Origin of the sequence: Sporolactobacillus putidus (assembly GCF_014647035.1) — a bacterium.
In the GTDB taxonomy this organism is placed as follows: domain Bacteria; phylum Bacillota; class Bacilli; order Bacillales; family Sporolactobacillaceae; genus Sporolactobacillus; species Sporolactobacillus putidus.
Window position 1 is genome coordinate 241,020 of sequence record NZ_BMOK01000002.1, and the last position, 16,279, is coordinate 257,298.

At 46.8% G+C, this 16,279-nt stretch carries 15 protein-coding genes and 1 other annotated feature; of the genes, 4 read left to right on the forward strand and 11 right to left on the reverse strand.

What is annotated here, in order from left to right; genetic code table 11:
- Positions 1-91 precede the first annotated feature (91 nt).
- Together IEX81_RS03415 and IEX81_RS03420 are read right to left on the reverse strand one after the other, a co-directional pair.
- The gene (locus IEX81_RS03415) at positions 92-1,135 is read right to left on the reverse strand and encodes a sensor histidine kinase (RefSeq protein ID WP_188801657.1); all 1,044 of its coding nucleotides are present in this window, start codon (positions 1,133-1,135) and stop codon (positions 92-94) included.
- Positions 1,132-1,806 (reverse strand): response regulator transcription factor, encoded by a 675-nt coding sequence (locus IEX81_RS03420; RefSeq protein WP_188801658.1) that lies wholly within the window; start codon positions 1,804-1,806, stop codon positions 1,132-1,134. The genes IEX81_RS03415 and IEX81_RS03420 overlap by 4 nt, the downstream gene beginning before the upstream one ends.
- Positions 1,807-2,128: 322 nt before the next feature.
- Here IEX81_RS03420 and IEX81_RS03425 point away from each other — a divergent pair, with 322 nt between their 5' ends.
- Entirely contained in the window at positions 2,129-2,455 is a 327-nt protein-coding gene (locus tag IEX81_RS03425) for a response regulator (RefSeq protein WP_229727447.1), read from the forward strand.
- A gap of 67 nt (positions 2,456-2,522) precedes the next feature.
- Here IEX81_RS03425 and IEX81_RS03430 read toward each other — a convergent pair whose 3' ends face one another.
- Positions 2,523-3,725, reverse strand: coding sequence for a C40 family peptidase (locus IEX81_RS03430; protein ID WP_188801659.1), 1,203 nt, complete (start codon positions 3,723-3,725; stop codon positions 2,523-2,525).
- Between the two features lie 339 nt (positions 3,726-4,064).
- Between IEX81_RS03430 and IEX81_RS03435 the strand changes: the two genes are divergently transcribed.
- Positions 4,065-4,571, forward strand: a complete 507-nt coding sequence (locus tag IEX81_RS03435) for a hypothetical protein (RefSeq protein WP_188801660.1) — start codon at positions 4,065-4,067, stop codon at positions 4,569-4,571.
- Positions 4,572-4,786: 215 nt separating this feature from the next.
- On the opposite strand, the gene fumC is transcribed toward IEX81_RS03435, so the two are convergent.
- Positions 4,787-6,175 carry a class II fumarate hydratase gene (fumC, locus tag IEX81_RS03440; RefSeq protein WP_188801661.1) on the reverse strand — a complete coding sequence of 463 codons (1,389 nt, stop codon included), beginning with the start codon at positions 6,173-6,175 and terminating at the stop codon, positions 4,787-4,789.
- 201 nt (positions 6,176-6,376) lie between these two features.
- On the opposite strand from fumC, the gene IEX81_RS03445 reads away from it, so the two are divergent.
- The gene (locus tag IEX81_RS03445; protein ID WP_268239293.1) at positions 6,377-7,069 is read left to right on the forward strand and encodes a metallophosphoesterase family protein; all 693 of its coding nucleotides are present in this window, start codon (positions 6,377-6,379) and stop codon (positions 7,067-7,069) included.
- An 85-nt stretch (positions 7,070-7,154) separates the two neighbouring features.
- A complete protein-coding gene (locus tag IEX81_RS03450; RefSeq protein WP_188801663.1) occupies positions 7,155-7,664 on the forward strand; it encodes a hypothetical protein in 510 nt (169 codons plus the stop codon).
- A gap of 293 nt (positions 7,665-7,957) precedes the next feature.
- Here the strand turns inward: IEX81_RS03450 and IEX81_RS16670 are convergent, their stop codons facing one another.
- The 7 genes from IEX81_RS16670 to tagD form a co-directional block, all read right to left on the reverse strand.
- The gene (locus IEX81_RS16670; RefSeq protein ID WP_188801664.1) at positions 7,958-8,191 is read right to left on the reverse strand and encodes a YtxH domain-containing protein; all 234 of its coding nucleotides are present in this window, start codon (positions 8,189-8,191) and stop codon (positions 7,958-7,960) included.
- 203 nt (positions 8,192-8,394) lie between these two features.
- The gene (gene tyrS / locus IEX81_RS03460) at positions 8,395-9,663 is read right to left on the reverse strand and encodes a tyrosine--tRNA ligase (protein WP_188801665.1); all 1,269 of its coding nucleotides are present in this window, start codon (positions 9,661-9,663) and stop codon (positions 8,395-8,397) included.
- A 59-nt stretch (positions 9,664-9,722) separates the two neighbouring features.
- Positions 9,723-9,932: a binding site (T-box leader), on the reverse strand.
- A 139-nt stretch (positions 9,933-10,071) separates the two neighbouring features.
- The gene (locus tag IEX81_RS03465) at positions 10,072-12,270 is read right to left on the reverse strand and encodes an ATP-dependent Clp protease ATP-binding subunit (RefSeq protein WP_188801666.1); all 2,199 of its coding nucleotides are present in this window, start codon (positions 12,268-12,270) and stop codon (positions 10,072-10,074) included.
- 256 nt (positions 12,271-12,526) lie between these two features.
- Positions 12,527-12,964 (reverse strand): universal stress protein, encoded by a 438-nt coding sequence (locus IEX81_RS03470; protein WP_188801790.1) that lies wholly within the window; start codon positions 12,962-12,964, stop codon positions 12,527-12,529.
- Between the two features lie 175 nt (positions 12,965-13,139).
- Entirely contained in the window at positions 13,140-14,390 is a 1,251-nt protein-coding gene (locus IEX81_RS03475; RefSeq protein WP_188801667.1) for a CDP-glycerol glycerophosphotransferase family protein, read from the reverse strand.
- 122 nt (positions 14,391-14,512) lie between these two features.
- Positions 14,513-15,766, reverse strand: coding sequence for a CDP-glycerol glycerophosphotransferase family protein (locus IEX81_RS03480; RefSeq protein ID WP_188801668.1), 1,254 nt, complete (start codon positions 15,764-15,766; stop codon positions 14,513-14,515).
- On the reverse strand, positions 15,759-16,157 hold the full coding sequence (gene tagD, locus IEX81_RS03485; protein ID WP_188801669.1) for a glycerol-3-phosphate cytidylyltransferase: 399 nt from the start codon (positions 16,155-16,157) through the stop codon (positions 15,759-15,761). Before tagD ends, IEX81_RS03480 begins: the two co-directional genes overlap by 8 nt.
- Positions 16,158-16,279 lie beyond the last annotated feature (122 nt).

Consider the following 16,279-nt stretch of genomic DNA (forward strand, 5'->3'; position numbering starts at 1 on the left):
ATTCATGTCTTACACTTATGATTGTAAGCCGCAAAACAGGGGGGTTCCCTCGATCTATCTTACAATCAGACGCTATTGCCTTACATTTTTGTCATCTTGGCATTTCTTTGCCAATTCCGGTGTAATCGACGATATTCGGAAAATAGAGGGTTACCCTTGTTCCTCTGCCTTCTCTTGAATCAAGCGATATGCGATGCCCAAGTTTCACGGCCAAGGTTCGGGACAAATATAACCCCATTCCCGTCGCATGCCGCTCTTTCCGTCCGGTATAACCCGTAAATCCCCGGTCAAAAACACGTCCGACGTCCTCAGCCCTGATTCCCCGCCCGTTGTCCTCGATTGACAGTTCAGTCCCCGTCTCCACTCTTTTCCCGGTGATTGCAATCCAGCCCTGATGATCCGTATACTTCAGTGCATTCGAGAGAATCTGATCAATAATAAACTGAAGCCATTTCTTATCAGTCAGCACCTGAAAATCAAGACGAGACGTTTCAACCTTTATTTTTTTTGCGATAAATAACTTGGCATGTTTTTTCAGGCTGGCATGGACAATGGTCCGAAGCGGGTATTCGCTGATAAAATAGTCTTTCGAAAAGCTGTCTGTTCGCGAATAGTAAAGCGCCTGTTCTACAAAATGGTCGATCTGCTCAAACTCGTTTTCAAGCTTATCAAGCAGCTGTTCTTTCTTTTTGCCCTCACTATTGCCGATCAGCATTCGCCCTGCCGCGATCGGCGTTTTTACTTCATGAACCCAGGACATGACAAAATCTTTGTTTTCTTCGATTTCAAGCTGCAGTTTTTGCACCATTTGCTTATTATCCTGATCGATTCTTTGAAGTATTTTAAGAAAAGACGCCTGTTCGGTTGTTCTTGGAGCAGGCATGGAAACGAGCCGGTCTTCAGTCGACAGCTCAGCTGCTTTCTTCAGGGCGGACAGATAACGGCTGCGCCGCAAGTAATCATACGACAGATAGACAAGGAATAAAAAGAGAATGACGGCGTGCAGATAAATCAGGCTGTCGCCCTTCAGATTTATAAGGGGCTCCAGATAAAGATAAACAGTGATGAAGGTCATCGAAACGATGTAAAAAACAAGAAGAAACGCCTGATCTTTCAAATAATCTTTAATGCTCATTGCAGCAGGTAACCTTGTCCCTTCTTCGTTTTAATCAACGCTGCGAGTCCGATCGCCGCCAGTTTTTTTCTCAGGCGGACGACATTCACCGTCAGCGTATTGTCGTCGACAAAACTCTCATCCTCCCAGAGCGCTCTCATGATTTTATCCCGGGAGATGACTTCGCCCGCCTGCTTCATCAGCATGTACAGAATCCGGAATTCATTCTTTGTCAGCTCAATCTGCCGGTCGTTGTAGATGAGCCGGTCATCCTTCAGGTTCAGGATAACCCCCTTATATTCCACAACGCGCGGCTGGTGATCCGGATAAGAGTAGGTCCGTCTCAGCAGCGCATTGATTTTGGCCATCAGAATATCCATATCGATCGGCTTCTGGATAAAATCATCTCCGCCCATATTCATCGCCATAATCTTGTCCATGCGCGTATCCCGTGAAGAAATAAAAATAATCGGCACTTTGGAAATCTCCCGCAGCTTCTGGCACCAGTAATAGCCGTCATAGGCCGGGAGGTTAATGTCAAGAAGGACAAGGTGCGGTTTGCATTCAATGAATGCCTGAACGATATGATCAAAATCGCTGACGTCGGTTCCATTGAAATGCCACTTTTTCAAGGTCTCGACTATAATTTCTTTCATCGTCGGGTCATCTTCCACAACAAAAACCGTGAACATCGCCTCTCTCCTTTCACTTCATTTGTTATAAACTATTTGAGAAAGGCCAGTAAAATCCATACATAAGGAAAGGGTCCGGTCGATTTGGGAAAAAGCTTCAAGTGCCCGTACCTCCCTTCACTCGTACATCTTTTCTTTAGCATACTCGGAAATGCGTTTTCCGTAAACATGACCAGCGGTGTTTCCCTCAAATCCCATACTTATTTTGACAGATTGCAGTCCGCTGTTTACCATTTGAGCTGACGGATCATCTTTAAGCAGAACTTTGTTGAAATAGAATGGTACAGCGATTTTACGAGGAGGGCTCGTATTAGCCAGCATATTGATTGTTGAAGATGATGCGAAAATTGCGGCACTGCTAGCGCACTATTTGAAAAAATATGATTTGGATGCTTATATTGCTGACGATTTCGGCCGTATTGCAGTAATCTTCGACGAGCAAAAACCAAGGCTTGTCCTGATGGATATTAATCTGCCGAAGTTTGATGGCTATTACTGGTGCCAGAAGATTCGGATGATATCCCTGTGCCCGATTATTTTTCTGTCGGCGCGGGACAGTGAAATCGTTCAAGTCATGGCCCTCGAAAACGGCGCGGATGACTACATGACGAAACCTTATAATTCTGCGGAGGCCGATATATTTTCCTAAATCAAAAAAAGCCGCGGGGCTTCAACCGTGGCTTCTTTTTTCCAAATTGAGTTATTCAGATACTAAATCAGTTCAAGATTCTGACGACGACGCCGCTGAAGTGGGCGCTCCAATACGGATTGCTCATGCTGACGACGGCAACGCCTGTACTGGACTGCGAACCGATAAAACGTCCGCCGCCGAGGTAGATGCCGACATGGCTGTTTGGGCCTTCCGTGTCAAAGAAGACGAGATCGCCTGGCTGCGCGTTGCTGTAGCTGACCCGCGTGCCTTCGTTAACTTGAGCCCCTGTCGTTCTTCCAAGACTGATGCCGTTTGCCGCAAATGCGGCCTGAACAAACCCGGAGCAGTCAAACTGGCCGGAAGACGGGCTCTCGGCACCCCACACATAAGATGACCGGCCAATAAACTGGTTGCCGTAATTCAGAATACCGGCGATACCTCCTGAGGACACAGAGGCTGATAGTGTAAAAGAAGGGGAGCTCCCTGAACTTCCTGAATTTGAATTTGAGGTGCTGCTGTTATAAGATGCCGGGGTGGCAGGCGATGGTGATGCGGGCGGTGCCGCTTGGGCGGCTTTGAGGCTTGCGGCGGCGCTCGCCAGATCGCTCAGTGTTTTCGCGATATTCGCCTGCTTGTCATTAAGCGCGCTGATCGCGACCTTTTTCTGAGCTTGAAGCGCATTGACCTCAGCAAGGTTTTTTTGCAGACCGGCCAGTTTAGCCACATTTTCCGCCTGCTTCTTTTCGATGCTTAGCTTCTTCTCCTTAACTGCATTTTGATCGTTCTTCTGATCGGTAATGATTTTCTGATCTTGTGCCGTGATCAAGTTCAAAGTAGTGGCTCGGTCGATAAAGTCACCGAAAGATTTAGATCCAAGCAGAAAATCCATGACATTCACTGATCCGCCGTTTTTATAAATCGACACAAGGCGAGTATCCAAAAGATGCTTGCGATCATCAATCCTCTTCTGAATGACCTGAATTTCATCCTTAAGGGTTGAAATCTGATCGTTTGTTATATTAATTTGGGCCTGTGCGTCACTGATCTGTCCGGTGAGTTTCAGCTGCTGCTGATTCATCTGATCCAGTTCCGCCTGAAGCGCATTCTTCTGTGTGCTCACCTGACCGTTGAGTGACTGTTGTGATGCCGTTTGATCCTGAATTGATTGTAAGGATGCTGCGTATGTAACAGAAGGAGCCGTTGCAGAGTATGTAAGTCCGACCGTCAGTGCGAGTGTCACTGTCACTTTCTTTTTGCTCATTGTCATGATTGGCTATAGTCCTCCCCAAGACGTTAATTCTCTTTTTTTTCTATTTATCTAAGCATATTCAGCAAAACTTTCGTTTTTTTTTACACATTTAATCGACTTTTTTATTATAGCATTATCGTTTTCATGACTGATATTAAGCTTGTATGTCTTTTTGAAACATAAATGTAATATAGAGTAGAATACTGGTGTATCTTGTCGCTTTTTATTTGTAACCTTTTTGTAATTTGATAAACTTCTTAAAAAAATTGTTTCATGAAGTCGCGAGATCGACGTTGTAGGACAAATTAAACCATTCATAAACTGAAAAGGAGCATTAAGCAAGGTGGAGGTGAGATCATGATCTTTGTTATCGGTTCACTTTTCTTGGCTTCCGTTCTGATCAACCTGCTTCGGGAAATACCTCTGACAGGCAAACTGTACCGGCAGCCGCTGGCTCTCTTGCTGTTTACAGGCTACTCTCTTTCATTCCTGCCTGCTCTGCCGGCGGCGGACTGGTGCATCATGGCTGCAAGCTTCTTTCTTTCGTTCGGACTCGGACTCATGCAGGGACGTTACACCCCGCTCGTAAATCATGACGGTGCCTGGTATCTATCCGGTTCAATCATGGCTGTTCTGATCTGGTTTCTCTCCATTCCGATACGCTACGCCTTAAAATACGTATCCATTCATTTTCTGTCGCTGACCCCTTTATTAAGCGGATCATCAAGTTTTGTGATTTACTTCATCTCTATGGCCGGTTTTTTATTGGGGCGCTACACGATGCTCTTTTTCAGATATCCTGCTCTTGTCAAAAAAACGGGACAGAACGAACAAAGAATAAAAAAGCTGGAAGAGATCCGCTGAACTGTTTTTCTGTTGGAAAAGAAGACAACGCCAAACAGGAGAAAAATCTTGATCCGAATGATCGTGTAACAGTATATAGGAAAATTAAAGTCAAAAAGAGGCTGTCTCATCAGTTGGTCTTTCGACTGAGGCAGCCTCTTTAACTTCTTAAAATATTGATCCATCAACTTTTTGAATCTTAATTTCACCGACTTTCGATGAGCTCCTGCTTTCCATTAAGCATGCGGATGGATCATCGCTTCGGGCTTCACGTAATCATCAAACTGTTCGGCAGTCAAGATATGCAGCTTAACAGCTGCCTCCTTCAGACTTAATCCTTCTTTGAAAGCGAGCTTCGATATTTTTGCAGCCTGCTCATAGCCGATATAAGGGTTGAGCGCCGTCACAAGCATCAGTGAACGATTGAGATTTTCCTCAATTTTGTCCTGATTCGGTTCAATGCCGGCAACACATCGTTCATTGAAGGAGCGCATCACATCGGTAAGCAGTCTGGCAGACTGCAGAAAGTTATAACCGATGACCGGTTTAAACACATTCAGTTCAAAATTCCCCTGACTTGCGGCAATGCCGATGGCCGCGTCATTACCCATAACCTGAACGGCAACCATGGTCACTGCTTCACATTGTGTCGGATTAACTTTTCCAGGCATGATCGAGCTTCCAGGTTCGTTTGCCGGAATGGAAAGTTCGCCGATTCCGCAGCGAGGTCCGCTTGCCAGCCATCTTATATCATTGGCAATTTTCATGAGATCGGCGGCAAGTCCTTTCAGAGCGCCGTGGACAGTCACAATTTGGTCGTGACTGGTCAGTGCATGAAATTTGTTTTTGGACGAACGGAATGGTTTTCCTGTAATCTTTCCGATTTCCCCGGCAGCCCGCTCCCCGAATTCGGGATGCGCATTCAGCCCGGTTCCGACCGCGGTTCCGCCAATTGCAAGATCCCTCAGATAATCGGTGCTGGAAAGGAGCATGGCCTTTGCGCGGTCCAGCATGTACGCCCAGCCGCTGATCTCTTGTCCAAGAGTGAGCGGCGTCGCGTCTTGAAGATGGGTCCTACCGATTTTGATAATATCCTGAAAGGCTTCGGCTTTTCTGTCCAGCGTTTCCTTCAGTCCGTCGAGAGCCGGAAGAACCTCATCTTCCACAGCCAGAAGCGCAGCAATGTGCAGTGCCGTCGGATACGTATCATTTGAGCTTTGCGATTTATTCACGTCGTCATTGGGATGAACGCGCACCGCTGATCCTTTTTCTTTTAAAAGTTGATTTGAGCGGTTCGCAATGACTTCGTTCACATTCATATTTGACTGGGTTCCGCTTCCGGTCTGCCAGACCATCAGCGGAAATTCACTGTCCCACTTTCCAGCAATGATTTCATCGGCAGTCGTTACAATCGCCGAAGTCTTTTCGGCATCCAGTTTCCCCAGATCATGGTTGGCCAGCGCCGCCCCTTTTTTGAGAACAGCAAAAGCCCTGACAATTTCCAGCGGCATTTTTTCCCATCCGATGTGAAAATTATGCCTGCTTCTCTCTGTTTGTGCCGCCCATAACCGGTCGGCGGGAACCTTGACCTCACCCAGCGTATCGTGCTCCGTTCGGAATTCCATGTGTCTCATCCCTTCTTTTTATAAACTGAATCACGAAACTATTTAAATGTCTTCCCCACTGTATTCGTTTACATTATCATTATAACGATTTGAGGCAGTGAATGAATAGTTATATAGTGATTATTATCCATACTTACGACCCGCGTTTGCATACCAGCTGTCAATTTGTCTATGATAGAATCAAGAAAGCGGGGGATTTTATTGCAAACGGTCAGACGCCTGCTCGTGATCAGTGACATGCATGGCGAAATCGATGCGTTTAACGCGCTCCTGAATTTAGCGGACTATAATCCGGATGAGGACCTTTTGTTCTTGCTGGGAGATTATGTTGACCGCGGCCGGAACCCGAAAGCTGTTGTCAAAAAAGCGCGGGAGCTTGAAAGCAAAGGGGCTATCACGCTAAAAGGCAATCATGAGGACATGATGGAGAGAGCACTGACCGGCCTCAGTCCGGATGCGCTCGCGAACTGGGCAGCAAACGGAGGGGCAGGGACACTTGCAAGCTATGGCTTAAGTTTCGAAGCCGTTTATCGGGACATTCGGAAAGGTTCGGTGAATCTCCCGGAAGATTTGCAGGATGACCTGAAGTGGATACAGCACCTCGCCCTCTATGCCCAGACGGAACACTATTTTTTTGTTCACGCAGGTGTCGACCCTGAAAAGTCTCCGGATGAAACGGACGAACAGACCTTTTTATGGATACGCACGCCTTTTTTGAACGATTATCACGGAGAAAAAACGGTTGTTTTCGGGCACACACCAACCATGACCCTTCAGTCTTCAAGCGAGGTTTTTTTCGGCCGGAACAATATTATCGGCATTGACGGCGGCTGTGTTTTCGGAGGCCGGCTGAACTGTCTGGAACTGCCGTCAGGAAATACATATTATATTTAAAAATGTGAGTACCCCTCTAACTCATGCAGATGGGATAATCTGCAGAACGTTTTATTTCTAAAAAACGATTTTGATGTATCTAAGGTTGATAAACTATAAATTTAGGGCGATTCTTCCCCATCATGGGGTTCAGCAGATTATATCGCCCTTCACGAAAATATATCGACGCTCAGCAGATTTTATCGCCCTTCGCGAAAATATATCGACGCCCAGCAGATTATATCGCCCTTCACGAAAATATATCGACGCTCAGCAGATTATATCGCCCTTCGCGAAAATATATCGACGCCCAGCAGATTATATCGCCCTTCGCGAAGATATATCGACGTTCAGCAGATTTTATCGCCCTTCACAACAATATATCGACGTCCAGCAAATTTTATCGCCCTTCGCGAAAATATATCGACGCTCAGCGGATTATATCGCCCTTCACGAATATCGACGCCCAGCAGATTATATCGCCCTTCACGAAAATATATCGACGCCCAGCAAATTTTATCGCCCTTCACGAAAATATATCGACGCCCAGCAGATTTTATCGCCCTTCGCGAAAATATATCGACGCCCAGCAGATTTTATCGCCCTTCGCCGATAGACTTTGCGTTCGGAATAATTCTTCCGCACTTTGGGCCGATTCTCTATGGGCTTAAGGCGGTGTGGAATTTTTCTATCACCTGCGTATCGGCAATTCAACAATACAGACAATGATTGATCATAGCTATAACCATTTTTAAAAAATCCGGCCCATCGATCGATTTTTCATGTTAAAGAGCCGCACTTTTAAAGCGCGGCTCCTCACCTAAGAAACATAAAAAGCTCTTAAAACCGCGGGGACGGATCCTGCGATCCCGCCTCTCCGCCGTCAAAAGAGCTCAAAACAACATCTGATTAGCTGTACGGTTCGCTGTCATTTTTTATTAGACTTGAAGCCGCCTGCTTAACCTTTTCAACGCTACCTTCTATGACATCTTTAACACACAGATCCCGGCGCAGTTCTTCTCCGGATTTTGGTGCGAGAAACAGCGCAGCCGCCGCCCCGATCATTCCACCGATGATACCCCCGATAAAGAGCTCTTTTGCACCGAGTCCGCTGCACGATTTTTTCCCGTTTTCCGAACCCATGATCCATTCCTCCTTGGATTGCCTGATCTTTTATAATGACCGATTTTTTGATAGTGATCGTTCATGTTTCTCATCTTTATGGAAATTAAAACTATCCATTATCAGTATACCAATTTCGTCATGCATCGTCTAATGTTCGATTGTTTATTCGACAATATTGTGCGTTATTTGCATAAAAAGATGCTTTTCTTCAGAATTTTATTTTACTTGCGGTTTTGTGCTGCATATTTGATCAGCGTGTATTTCTTTTTCCCGCGCCGTATGAGGGTATATGCGCCTTCAATCCGGTCTTCTTCCGACAGGATATAGGACTGCTCAGTCCGGCGCAGGCCGTTTACGTAGATTGCTCCGTTCGTAATGTCTTCCCTCGCCTGTCGCTTGGACGTTGTGACGCCCGCAGCTACAACCAGGTCGATCAGTCTCTCCGGTGCATCTGACGGCGCCTCATACGTTGGCACATCCTTAAATCCCTGGCTGATTTCTTCAGCTGTGAGCCGCGAAACCTCGCCGCTGAAGAGCGCCTCGGAAATGTGTTCCGCTTCCTGCAGCGCTTTTTCACCATGAACCAGTTTTGTCATTTCCTGTGCAAGAGTCTTCTGCGCTTTTCTTTCCTCAGGATGCTGTTCCACTTCCACAGCCAAACTTTCTATTTGATCTTTTGAAAGAAAAGTGAAGTATTTCAGGTAATTGACAACATCGTCATCTGAAGCGTTGATCCAGAACTGATACCATTCATAAGGTGTGGTTTTTTCCGGATCGAGCCAGATGGCGCCGCCCATCGATTTGCCGAACTTTGTTCCGTCGCTCTTCGTGATCAGCGGGAAAGTCATCCCGAATGCCGGTTCCTCATGCCCCCGTCTCCGGATCAGTTCCAGCCCCGCTGTGATGTTCCCCCACTGATCGCTGCCGCCGATTTCCATTCTGCAGCCTTCCTTCTCATAAAGATTCAAGTAGTCATAAGACTGAAGCAGCATGTAAGAGAACTCGGTGAACGAGATTCCCGCCTCCAAGCGTGACTGGACCGAGTCTTTGGACAGCATATAGTTCAGCGGAAAATGCTTGCCGACGTCGCGGAGAAAAGCAATTGTCGAGAGATTGCCAAGCCACTCGATATTGTTCAGATAAGTAGCCTGACCATGCTCAAAGTCAAGGAATCGCGACAGCTGCTTTTTCAGACTTTGAGCGTAGCTTTCGACAACCTCGCCTGTATTGAGCTGCCGCTCCGTTGATCGTCCGCTTGGATCACCGATCATTCCCGTTCCGCCTCCCACAAGAGCGATCGGGTGATGTCCCGCCTGCTGCAGCCGCATCATAATCACGATAATGAGCAAATTTCCAGCATGGAGACTGCTTGCCGTCGGGTCAAAGCCGCAATAGAAGGTGATCGGTTTCTTAAGCGCTTCACGAAGCCCCTCTTCATCCGTCACCTGATTCATCAGACCGCGGTATTTCAAATCCTCAATAATGTCCATCTTCGCCACACCCTTCATCATCATTTGCCTGAGACCGGCAAAATAAAAAAGCCCTCCAAAAAAGGAGCGCTTTGCGCACGGTACCATCCTTCTGACTGCAAAAATGCAGCCGCTCAATCGCCATAACGGTCAGAACCGTCTTCCGCTACTTGGTTTCACGAAAGATGCTCGGGGAAGTAATTCGCTTGCTGCCCGCTGCCGGCTCGCACCATCCGCCGGCTCTCTGAAAAACAAATACAGCCACTACTGATTCCCTTCATTGCTTTTAAATATTGTAAAGTCATTTTCCCACGTTTTCCACGCTATGTCAAACAGAGATCGCCGTAAGTATGTCGTATTTGATGGCTGCATCTTCCCGTCAAAAAAAAGATCCTCCGACTGGAGAATCCTTTTATAGCCTATATTTTATCAACTGTTTGCCGCGACTTTGATTTCGCCGCCTGCTTCATCCACCGTTATCGATTTTGCCTGACCGTTTTCCAGCAGCAAATCGGAAATACTGTCTTCAACTTTTTCCTCCAGAACTCGGCGCAACGGCCGTGCTCCAAATTCCGGATTATAGCCGAGTTCGGCGAGTTTCTTCTTCGCGGCATCTGTAACGGTCAGCGTCAGGCCTTGTTTTTGCGCGGCTCTTTCAATATCATTCAGCATCAGGTCGACGATAGCCAGCAGATCATCCTTCGTCAAAGAATTGAACTTGACGATCGCATCAAACCGGTTCAGAAATTCCGGCTGGAAGTAGTTTTCCAGCTGCTTGATCATATCTTCCCGGCTGCTTGACGAACCGAATCCCAACGTTGCCGATTTGTTTCGAATCCCGGCATTGCTCGTCATGATGATGACTGTATCTTTGAAGCTGACCGTTCTTCCCTGGCTATCCGTCAGACGGCCGTCATCAAGAATCTGCAGGAACATATGCATCACGTCAGGATGCGCCTTCTCGATTTCATCAAGTAGAATAATGCTGTACGGTTTGCGGCGCACTTTTTCCGTCAGCTGGCCCGCCTCATCATGGCCGACATAGCCTGGAGGCGCACCAATCAGCTTAGAAACTGAATGTTTCTCCATGTATTCGCTCATATCGAGGCGAATCATCGCATCGCGTTCACCAAACATTTCATTAGCGAGCGTCTTGGCAAGTTCCGTCTTGCCGACACCGGTCGGGCCGACAAACAGGAACGAACCAATCGGACGCGTTGTCTTTCGGAAGCCCGTGCGGTTTCTGCGGATCGCTCTTGCCACCCGCTCAACGGCTTCCTTCTGGCCGATGACCTTCTCGTTCAGATGATCGGCCAGATATCTCATCTTGTTCTGTTCATCGCTCTGCAACTTACGAACCGGAATACCGGTGCGTGTTTCAACGATCTGCTGAATCAATTCCGCATTGACAACCGCTTCCTTGCCCGTTACAGGAAGTTCAGCACCATTCGCCTTAATCTTTTCCAGCTGTTCCAACTGTTTCTGATAGGCGTGTTCCTGATCGCGAAGTCTTGCCGCCTGTTCGAATTGTTCATTCTTTGTTGCCTGCTCCTTAGCCGCAGTGATTTCTTCAATTTTCTTTTTAACACTTTCCGTATCAACCGGCGTCAGATTAAGATTCATCTTGGAACCTGCCTCATCCATCAGGTCGATTGCTTTATCAGGGAGAAAACGATCCTGAATATAGCGTGAGGAAAGGGCGACACAGGCCTTGATCGCTTCATCGGAATAACGGACATGGTGATAGTTTTCATATCTTGACTGAAGGCCTTTCAAAATCTGAACGGCCTCCTCCTGAGTCGGCTCATTCACAATGATTGGCTGAAAGCGCCGTTCGAGAGCGGCATCCTTCTCAATCTTTCTATATTCTTTCAATGTCGTTGCTCCAATGATCTGAAGTTCGCCGCGGGCGAGGGCCGGTTTCAGAATATTACCCGCGTCCATCGATCCGCCCTCGGCTGAACCCGCGCCCACAAGCAGATGCACTTCATCAATAAAGACGATAACGTTTTTGCGTTTCTCCAGTTCGGACATCAATTGCTTCATTCGCTGTTCGAACTGGCCCCGGATTCCGGTACCAGCCACCAAGGAAGAAACATCAATCAGATAGAGTTCCTTATTCGCCAGCTTTGCCGGAACTTTTCCTTCGACGATCTTAAGAGCAAGCCCTTCCGCAATCGCCGTTTTACCGACGCCAGGTTCACCGATCAGCACCGGATTGTTTTTATTTCTTCGGTTGAGCGTCTCGACAACCAGCTGAACTTCACGGTTGCGTCCAATGACTGGGTCGATTCTCCCCCTGCGTGCCGCATCCGTCAGATTGCGGCCGATTTGATCAAGGAAACCGCCCCTGTGGCCGCCTCCGCCCGCCGGATGCGCCTGCCCGCCGTCAAAAGCCATGCCGTTTTCCTGCGCCTTGTTTTCCCTGGCCGCGAAAGACGGCTGCATTAAGCTTTTGAACAGATCGTCAAATGGCGAGCCTCCGCCCTGAAAGAACGACGGCATATTCATATTGTTTCTCATTTTCGAATAGCATTCCTCGCAAATGTGTAATTGTTTCTGTTGACCATTAATCATAATATTCATTTCTATAACTGCCGGATTGATCTTGCATTCATCACAAAGCATCATACCGTACCTCCTTTGCTTTTCCAACGGCCAGTATGATCAACGCTCTTTCGTTTGACCATCTTTGACCTTATGTACCTATTATAGTCTGACCTTTTTTGACTTTCAAGTATTTGAATAAAAAAATTTTAACTTGTCTTCACATTCGTTTCTTCTCAAATTCCCTCCGATCAGATCAGCGCACGACCAGAAACGCCCCTGCAAGGAATTTTCCCTGCAGGGGCGATAAACCTGTCTATCGGCATTTCATCATCATTTATTTAACAATCATGACCGGGCAATCTGCCAGATGAAGAACTTTATTGCTGACGCTTCCAAGAATCACTTGCCCGAAGGCGCCCATTCCGCGATTTCCCATTACGATTAAGTCCATCTTCGTATCGTTCGCATAATCGCAGATTTCCTGCGCGGCAATTCCGTAGAGATGTTTCTTGTGAAATTTAGCCTTCGCGCTTTTGGATTCTTTTTCGATAATGCTCTCCAGCATTTGATTGCCTTCTTTTTCTTCAACTTCCTTCACATCTGCATCCAAAGACGGTCCTACCATTGAATAGAACGGAAAATATACCGGAGAAGGACTGACATAAATCAGAGTGATCTCCGCCTCTTTCTTGCCTTCCGCAATTGTAACCGCTTCCTTTACGGCGCGGGTAGCAGGTTCAGAACCATCGACAGGTACCAGAATTCTATACATTCTCACCACCAACCTTCCCATACTCTTTAATAATTCATCCATTATTTCTTCTTACATCTATACTATACCACGTTTCCGGAACTTTAAGTGTTATTTCAAAGTGAATATTATTTAACAATTCTAATTTAATTTTACATTTACAAACGGACATCTTTTTAAATATGCAAAGCCGTTATCAAAAAACTTCCCGAGCTTCATCGGAATAAAACACACGCTTAACCACCCGTTCAGACGAACGGCCGCCTTCAAGGGAGCAGAATTTCCGGAAAAAAGCTTCGAAATTTTCCGACGGCTGAAAGTCCGGGTTTTCTGTTTCTTGGACGGCCCGAATCACTGCGTCTGTCGTTCTGACAATCGGACCCGGAGCCTTATTTTCGAAATCAAAATAAAAACCCCGCAGAAAGTCACGGTACTTGTCAATATCATAGGCGAAAAAGATCATTGGACGCCTTAAATTCGCAAAATCAAAAAATACGGATGAGTAGTCGGTAATCAGGAGATCGGAAATCAGATAAAGTTCACGTATATCATCATATTGCGAAAAATCGAAGGCAAAACCCGCATAAGTGCCGAGATCGAGACGGCTTGCAATCAGGTAATGCATCCGCAGAATAACGACATAATCATCAGCCAGTCTGTCGCGCATTAGGTTCAGGTCCAAATGAAGGTCAAACCGATAGTGTTCCTCACTGTAAAACTGATCGTCCCGCCAGGTCGGCGCGTAAAGAATCACCTTCTTATCCCGCGGGAGCCCGCACTTCTCTTTGATTTTCCTGATGGCATTATCTTGATTCGCTTGATAAAGATAGTCATTTCGCGGATAACCCGTTTCAAGAATCGTTTTCCCGTAACCAAATGCACGTTTGAAAATGCCGGAGGAATAACGATTCGGCGAGATCAGGACATCCCACATCCCGGAATCTTTTACAAAATTTTTTTTATAGCTTTCCGCACTTGTTCCCGGTATAAGATAGTGTTCAATATCTGTTCCGAGCCGCTTCAGTGGTGTTCCGTGCCACGTCTGTAAATAAATCGTATGCTTTGATTTAGAAAACCACGATGGGAAACGGACGTTTGTCACCCAGTAGCGGGCGCGGCTCATCAGGAGCAGCCACTGCAGCGAGTAACGCCGGACATAGGGAATACCGTACTGTTCAAACAGTCCTTCATATTTCCGATTTGCGCTCCAGATCAGCCGGTACTCCCGGCAATTTTCCTTCATGTACTCATAGATCGCTCGCGGGTTGCAGCTGTACTGTCTTCCGAAGAAACTTTCAAACATGACCAGATTTTTGTCCGCGGGAAGAAGCCCCAGAAGCCTGAAACACCATTTGTAAACGCCGCGGAAGATAAAACGTTCCCATTTCTTTAAAAGAATACCCGATTGCGACTTCAGAGAAATTTTTTTTGACCCTTCCTTTTTCATCAATCTTTCACCTTCCGCAGGACATCCGGCTTTCCCGTTCTCATGAGTTCCGGCACTTGAAAAAGGACTCGCAGACTTTTTTAAAACCGGCGAATCAGCCTTCACTTAACCGGTTTGGGTGATTACTCGCCGAAGTCTGTTATCCTCTTCACATAACGAACGACGTTGCGACTTGAATGACCCTTCGAATACGCATTCCACTGAGCCGAAAAAACGGCCACTTTATCCAGGTTATACGCTTCATTTTTAATGAAGGAAACGATATCGCTGGTTGAGTACGCGACCGGGCCGGGAACCCAGTCCAGATAATTTTCCTGAAATCCTCTTTCTTCTCCGTAGTCCTTCAGATCATAAGGATAAAAGATCATCGGGCGTCCGAGCAGTGCAAAATCAACAGGCAGCGAAGAGTAGTCGGTGATCAGGATGTCGCTTGCCAGCAGCCATTCATTTACATCACCGTTGTTTGAACAATCAACGACGAAACCGCTGAGCCCGTCCGGTATTTGGAGGGAACCGCGGACGGCAGGATGAAGACGGATCAGGAGAATATAGCGATCGCCAAGGGAGCGCCTCATAAGATCCAGGTTAAGGCGAAGCTGAAAATGATCCCGTTCACGTTCTCGAAAGGTCGGAGCATACAGGATTTTTTTTTTCGGTCTCCGTTTTCTTTCCTGTTCAGTCGCTTTTTTCTCTGACAGAATCCGTCCGTTCAGAACATCCAGTGAAGCGGTGCTTCGCCGTACCAGTGCCGAAAAAGCTTTGTTATCGGAAAATCGCAGACGATCACGATAAGTAAAGAAGAAATCAGTCTGCGGTATCCCAGTACGCAGAATCCGGTCTTCTCCGATACCAAAGGACCGCATGAAGATATCAGCCATCTTCTCGGATCCGACAATCACTTTGTCGAAACGGCTGTAGACACGCCTGAAACGCCGTCTCGCGCGTTTCGATCTGAGAGCGGCCGACCGGTCTTCCAGTCCGAAGGTTTTCAGCGCCCCGGCCGCATGCCATAACTGAATACAGCGGACATCTTTCCTGAACCGGACAACAGAAAGAAAACCGAAATAATTATCGACGAAAACAGCTTTTGCCGTGGCCAGATGATAGGCTGAGCGCAGCATGGAGAGAGGATCAGCCGTTTCAAAAGGAACCACGTTCCCGCCATATTCACGAAAATCGGAAATACAGCTTTTTCTGCAGAGAAACACGAGATCGCAAGGAACGTGTTCGTGCCTGAATTCCTCGGCCACATATCTCGTATTCCCGCTGAAAGAAGCGACAAAAACGGTCTTATTCTTTTCCGGAAAGAGCTTAAAGAAAGCAAACAGTAGCCGAAAAAGAAACAGATAACTCTCAATAAACCATTCTCTAATCATTTTTTACCGAATAGAGATCATGTTTTATCTTTGTGGTTGAAATGCCGACCGTCCGGGGAAGATAGACGACCTCGCAGTGCTCCTTCAGAAAGTCAAACTTTCCCTTCCAGTCGTCGCCCATGACGAACACATCGACATCATAGTTCTGTACATCGTTGATTTTCTGCTCCCAATTGCTTTCGGGAATGACAAGATCCACATAGCGAATCGCTTCCAGAATCAATTTGCGATGTTCAAAGCTATGATAGGCCTCCTTATGTTTCATGGCGTTAAATTCATCCGTTGAAAGGCCGACAATCAGATAATCTCCAAGTTCTTTCGCGCGCTTCAGCAAATTTATGTGTCCGTAATGCAGCAAATCGAACGTACCGTATGTCAGTACCCTTTTCAATGATATCGCTCCCCGTATTTCTCATTCCATCTCTCAAAAAACAGCTCGTCCCGGGAATTCCCGACGCGTCAGAAAAAGACTTGTATGACTGAATCCGGTTATTAAGCCATTATAATTCCCTG

Bases quoted from the DNA above. Each gene is read 5' to 3' on its own strand.
- IEX81_RS03415 (WP_188801657.1), bottom strand. From the start codon at position 1,135: ATGAGCATTAAAGATTATTTGAAAGATCAGGCGTTTCTTCTTGTTTTT.
- IEX81_RS03420 (WP_188801658.1), bottom strand. From the start codon at position 1,806: ATGTTCACGGTTTTTGTTGTGGAAGATGACCCGACGATGAAAGAAATT.
- IEX81_RS03430 (WP_188801659.1), bottom strand. From the start codon at position 3,725: ATGACAATGAGCAAAAAGAAAGTGACAGTGACACTCGCACTGACGGTC.
- IEX81_RS03435 (WP_188801660.1), top strand. From the start codon at position 4,065: ATGATCTTTGTTATCGGTTCACTTTTCTTGGCTTCCGTTCTGATCAAC.
- fumC (WP_188801661.1), bottom strand. From the start codon at position 6,175: ATGGAATTCCGAACGGAGCACGATACGCTGGGTGAGGTCAAGGTTCCC.
- IEX81_RS16670 (WP_188801664.1), bottom strand. From the start codon at position 8,191: ATGGGTTCGGAAAACGGGAAAAAATCGTGCAGCGGACTCGGTGCAAAA.
- tyrS (WP_188801665.1), bottom strand. From the start codon at position 9,663: ATGGACATTATTGAGGATTTGAAATACCGCGGTCTGATGAATCAGGTG.
- IEX81_RS03465 (WP_188801666.1), bottom strand. From the start codon at position 12,270: ATGCTTTGTGATGAATGCAAGATCAATCCGGCAGTTATAGAAATGAAT.
- IEX81_RS03470 (WP_188801790.1), bottom strand. From the start codon at position 12,964: ATGTATAGAATTCTGGTACCTGTCGATGGTTCTGAACCTGCTACCCGC.
- IEX81_RS03475 (WP_188801667.1), bottom strand. From the start codon at position 14,390: ATGAAAAAGGAAGGGTCAAAAAAAATTTCTCTGAAGTCGCAATCGGGT.
- IEX81_RS03480 (WP_188801668.1), bottom strand. From the start codon at position 15,766: ATGATTAGAGAATGGTTTATTGAGAGTTATCTGTTTCTTTTTCGGCTA.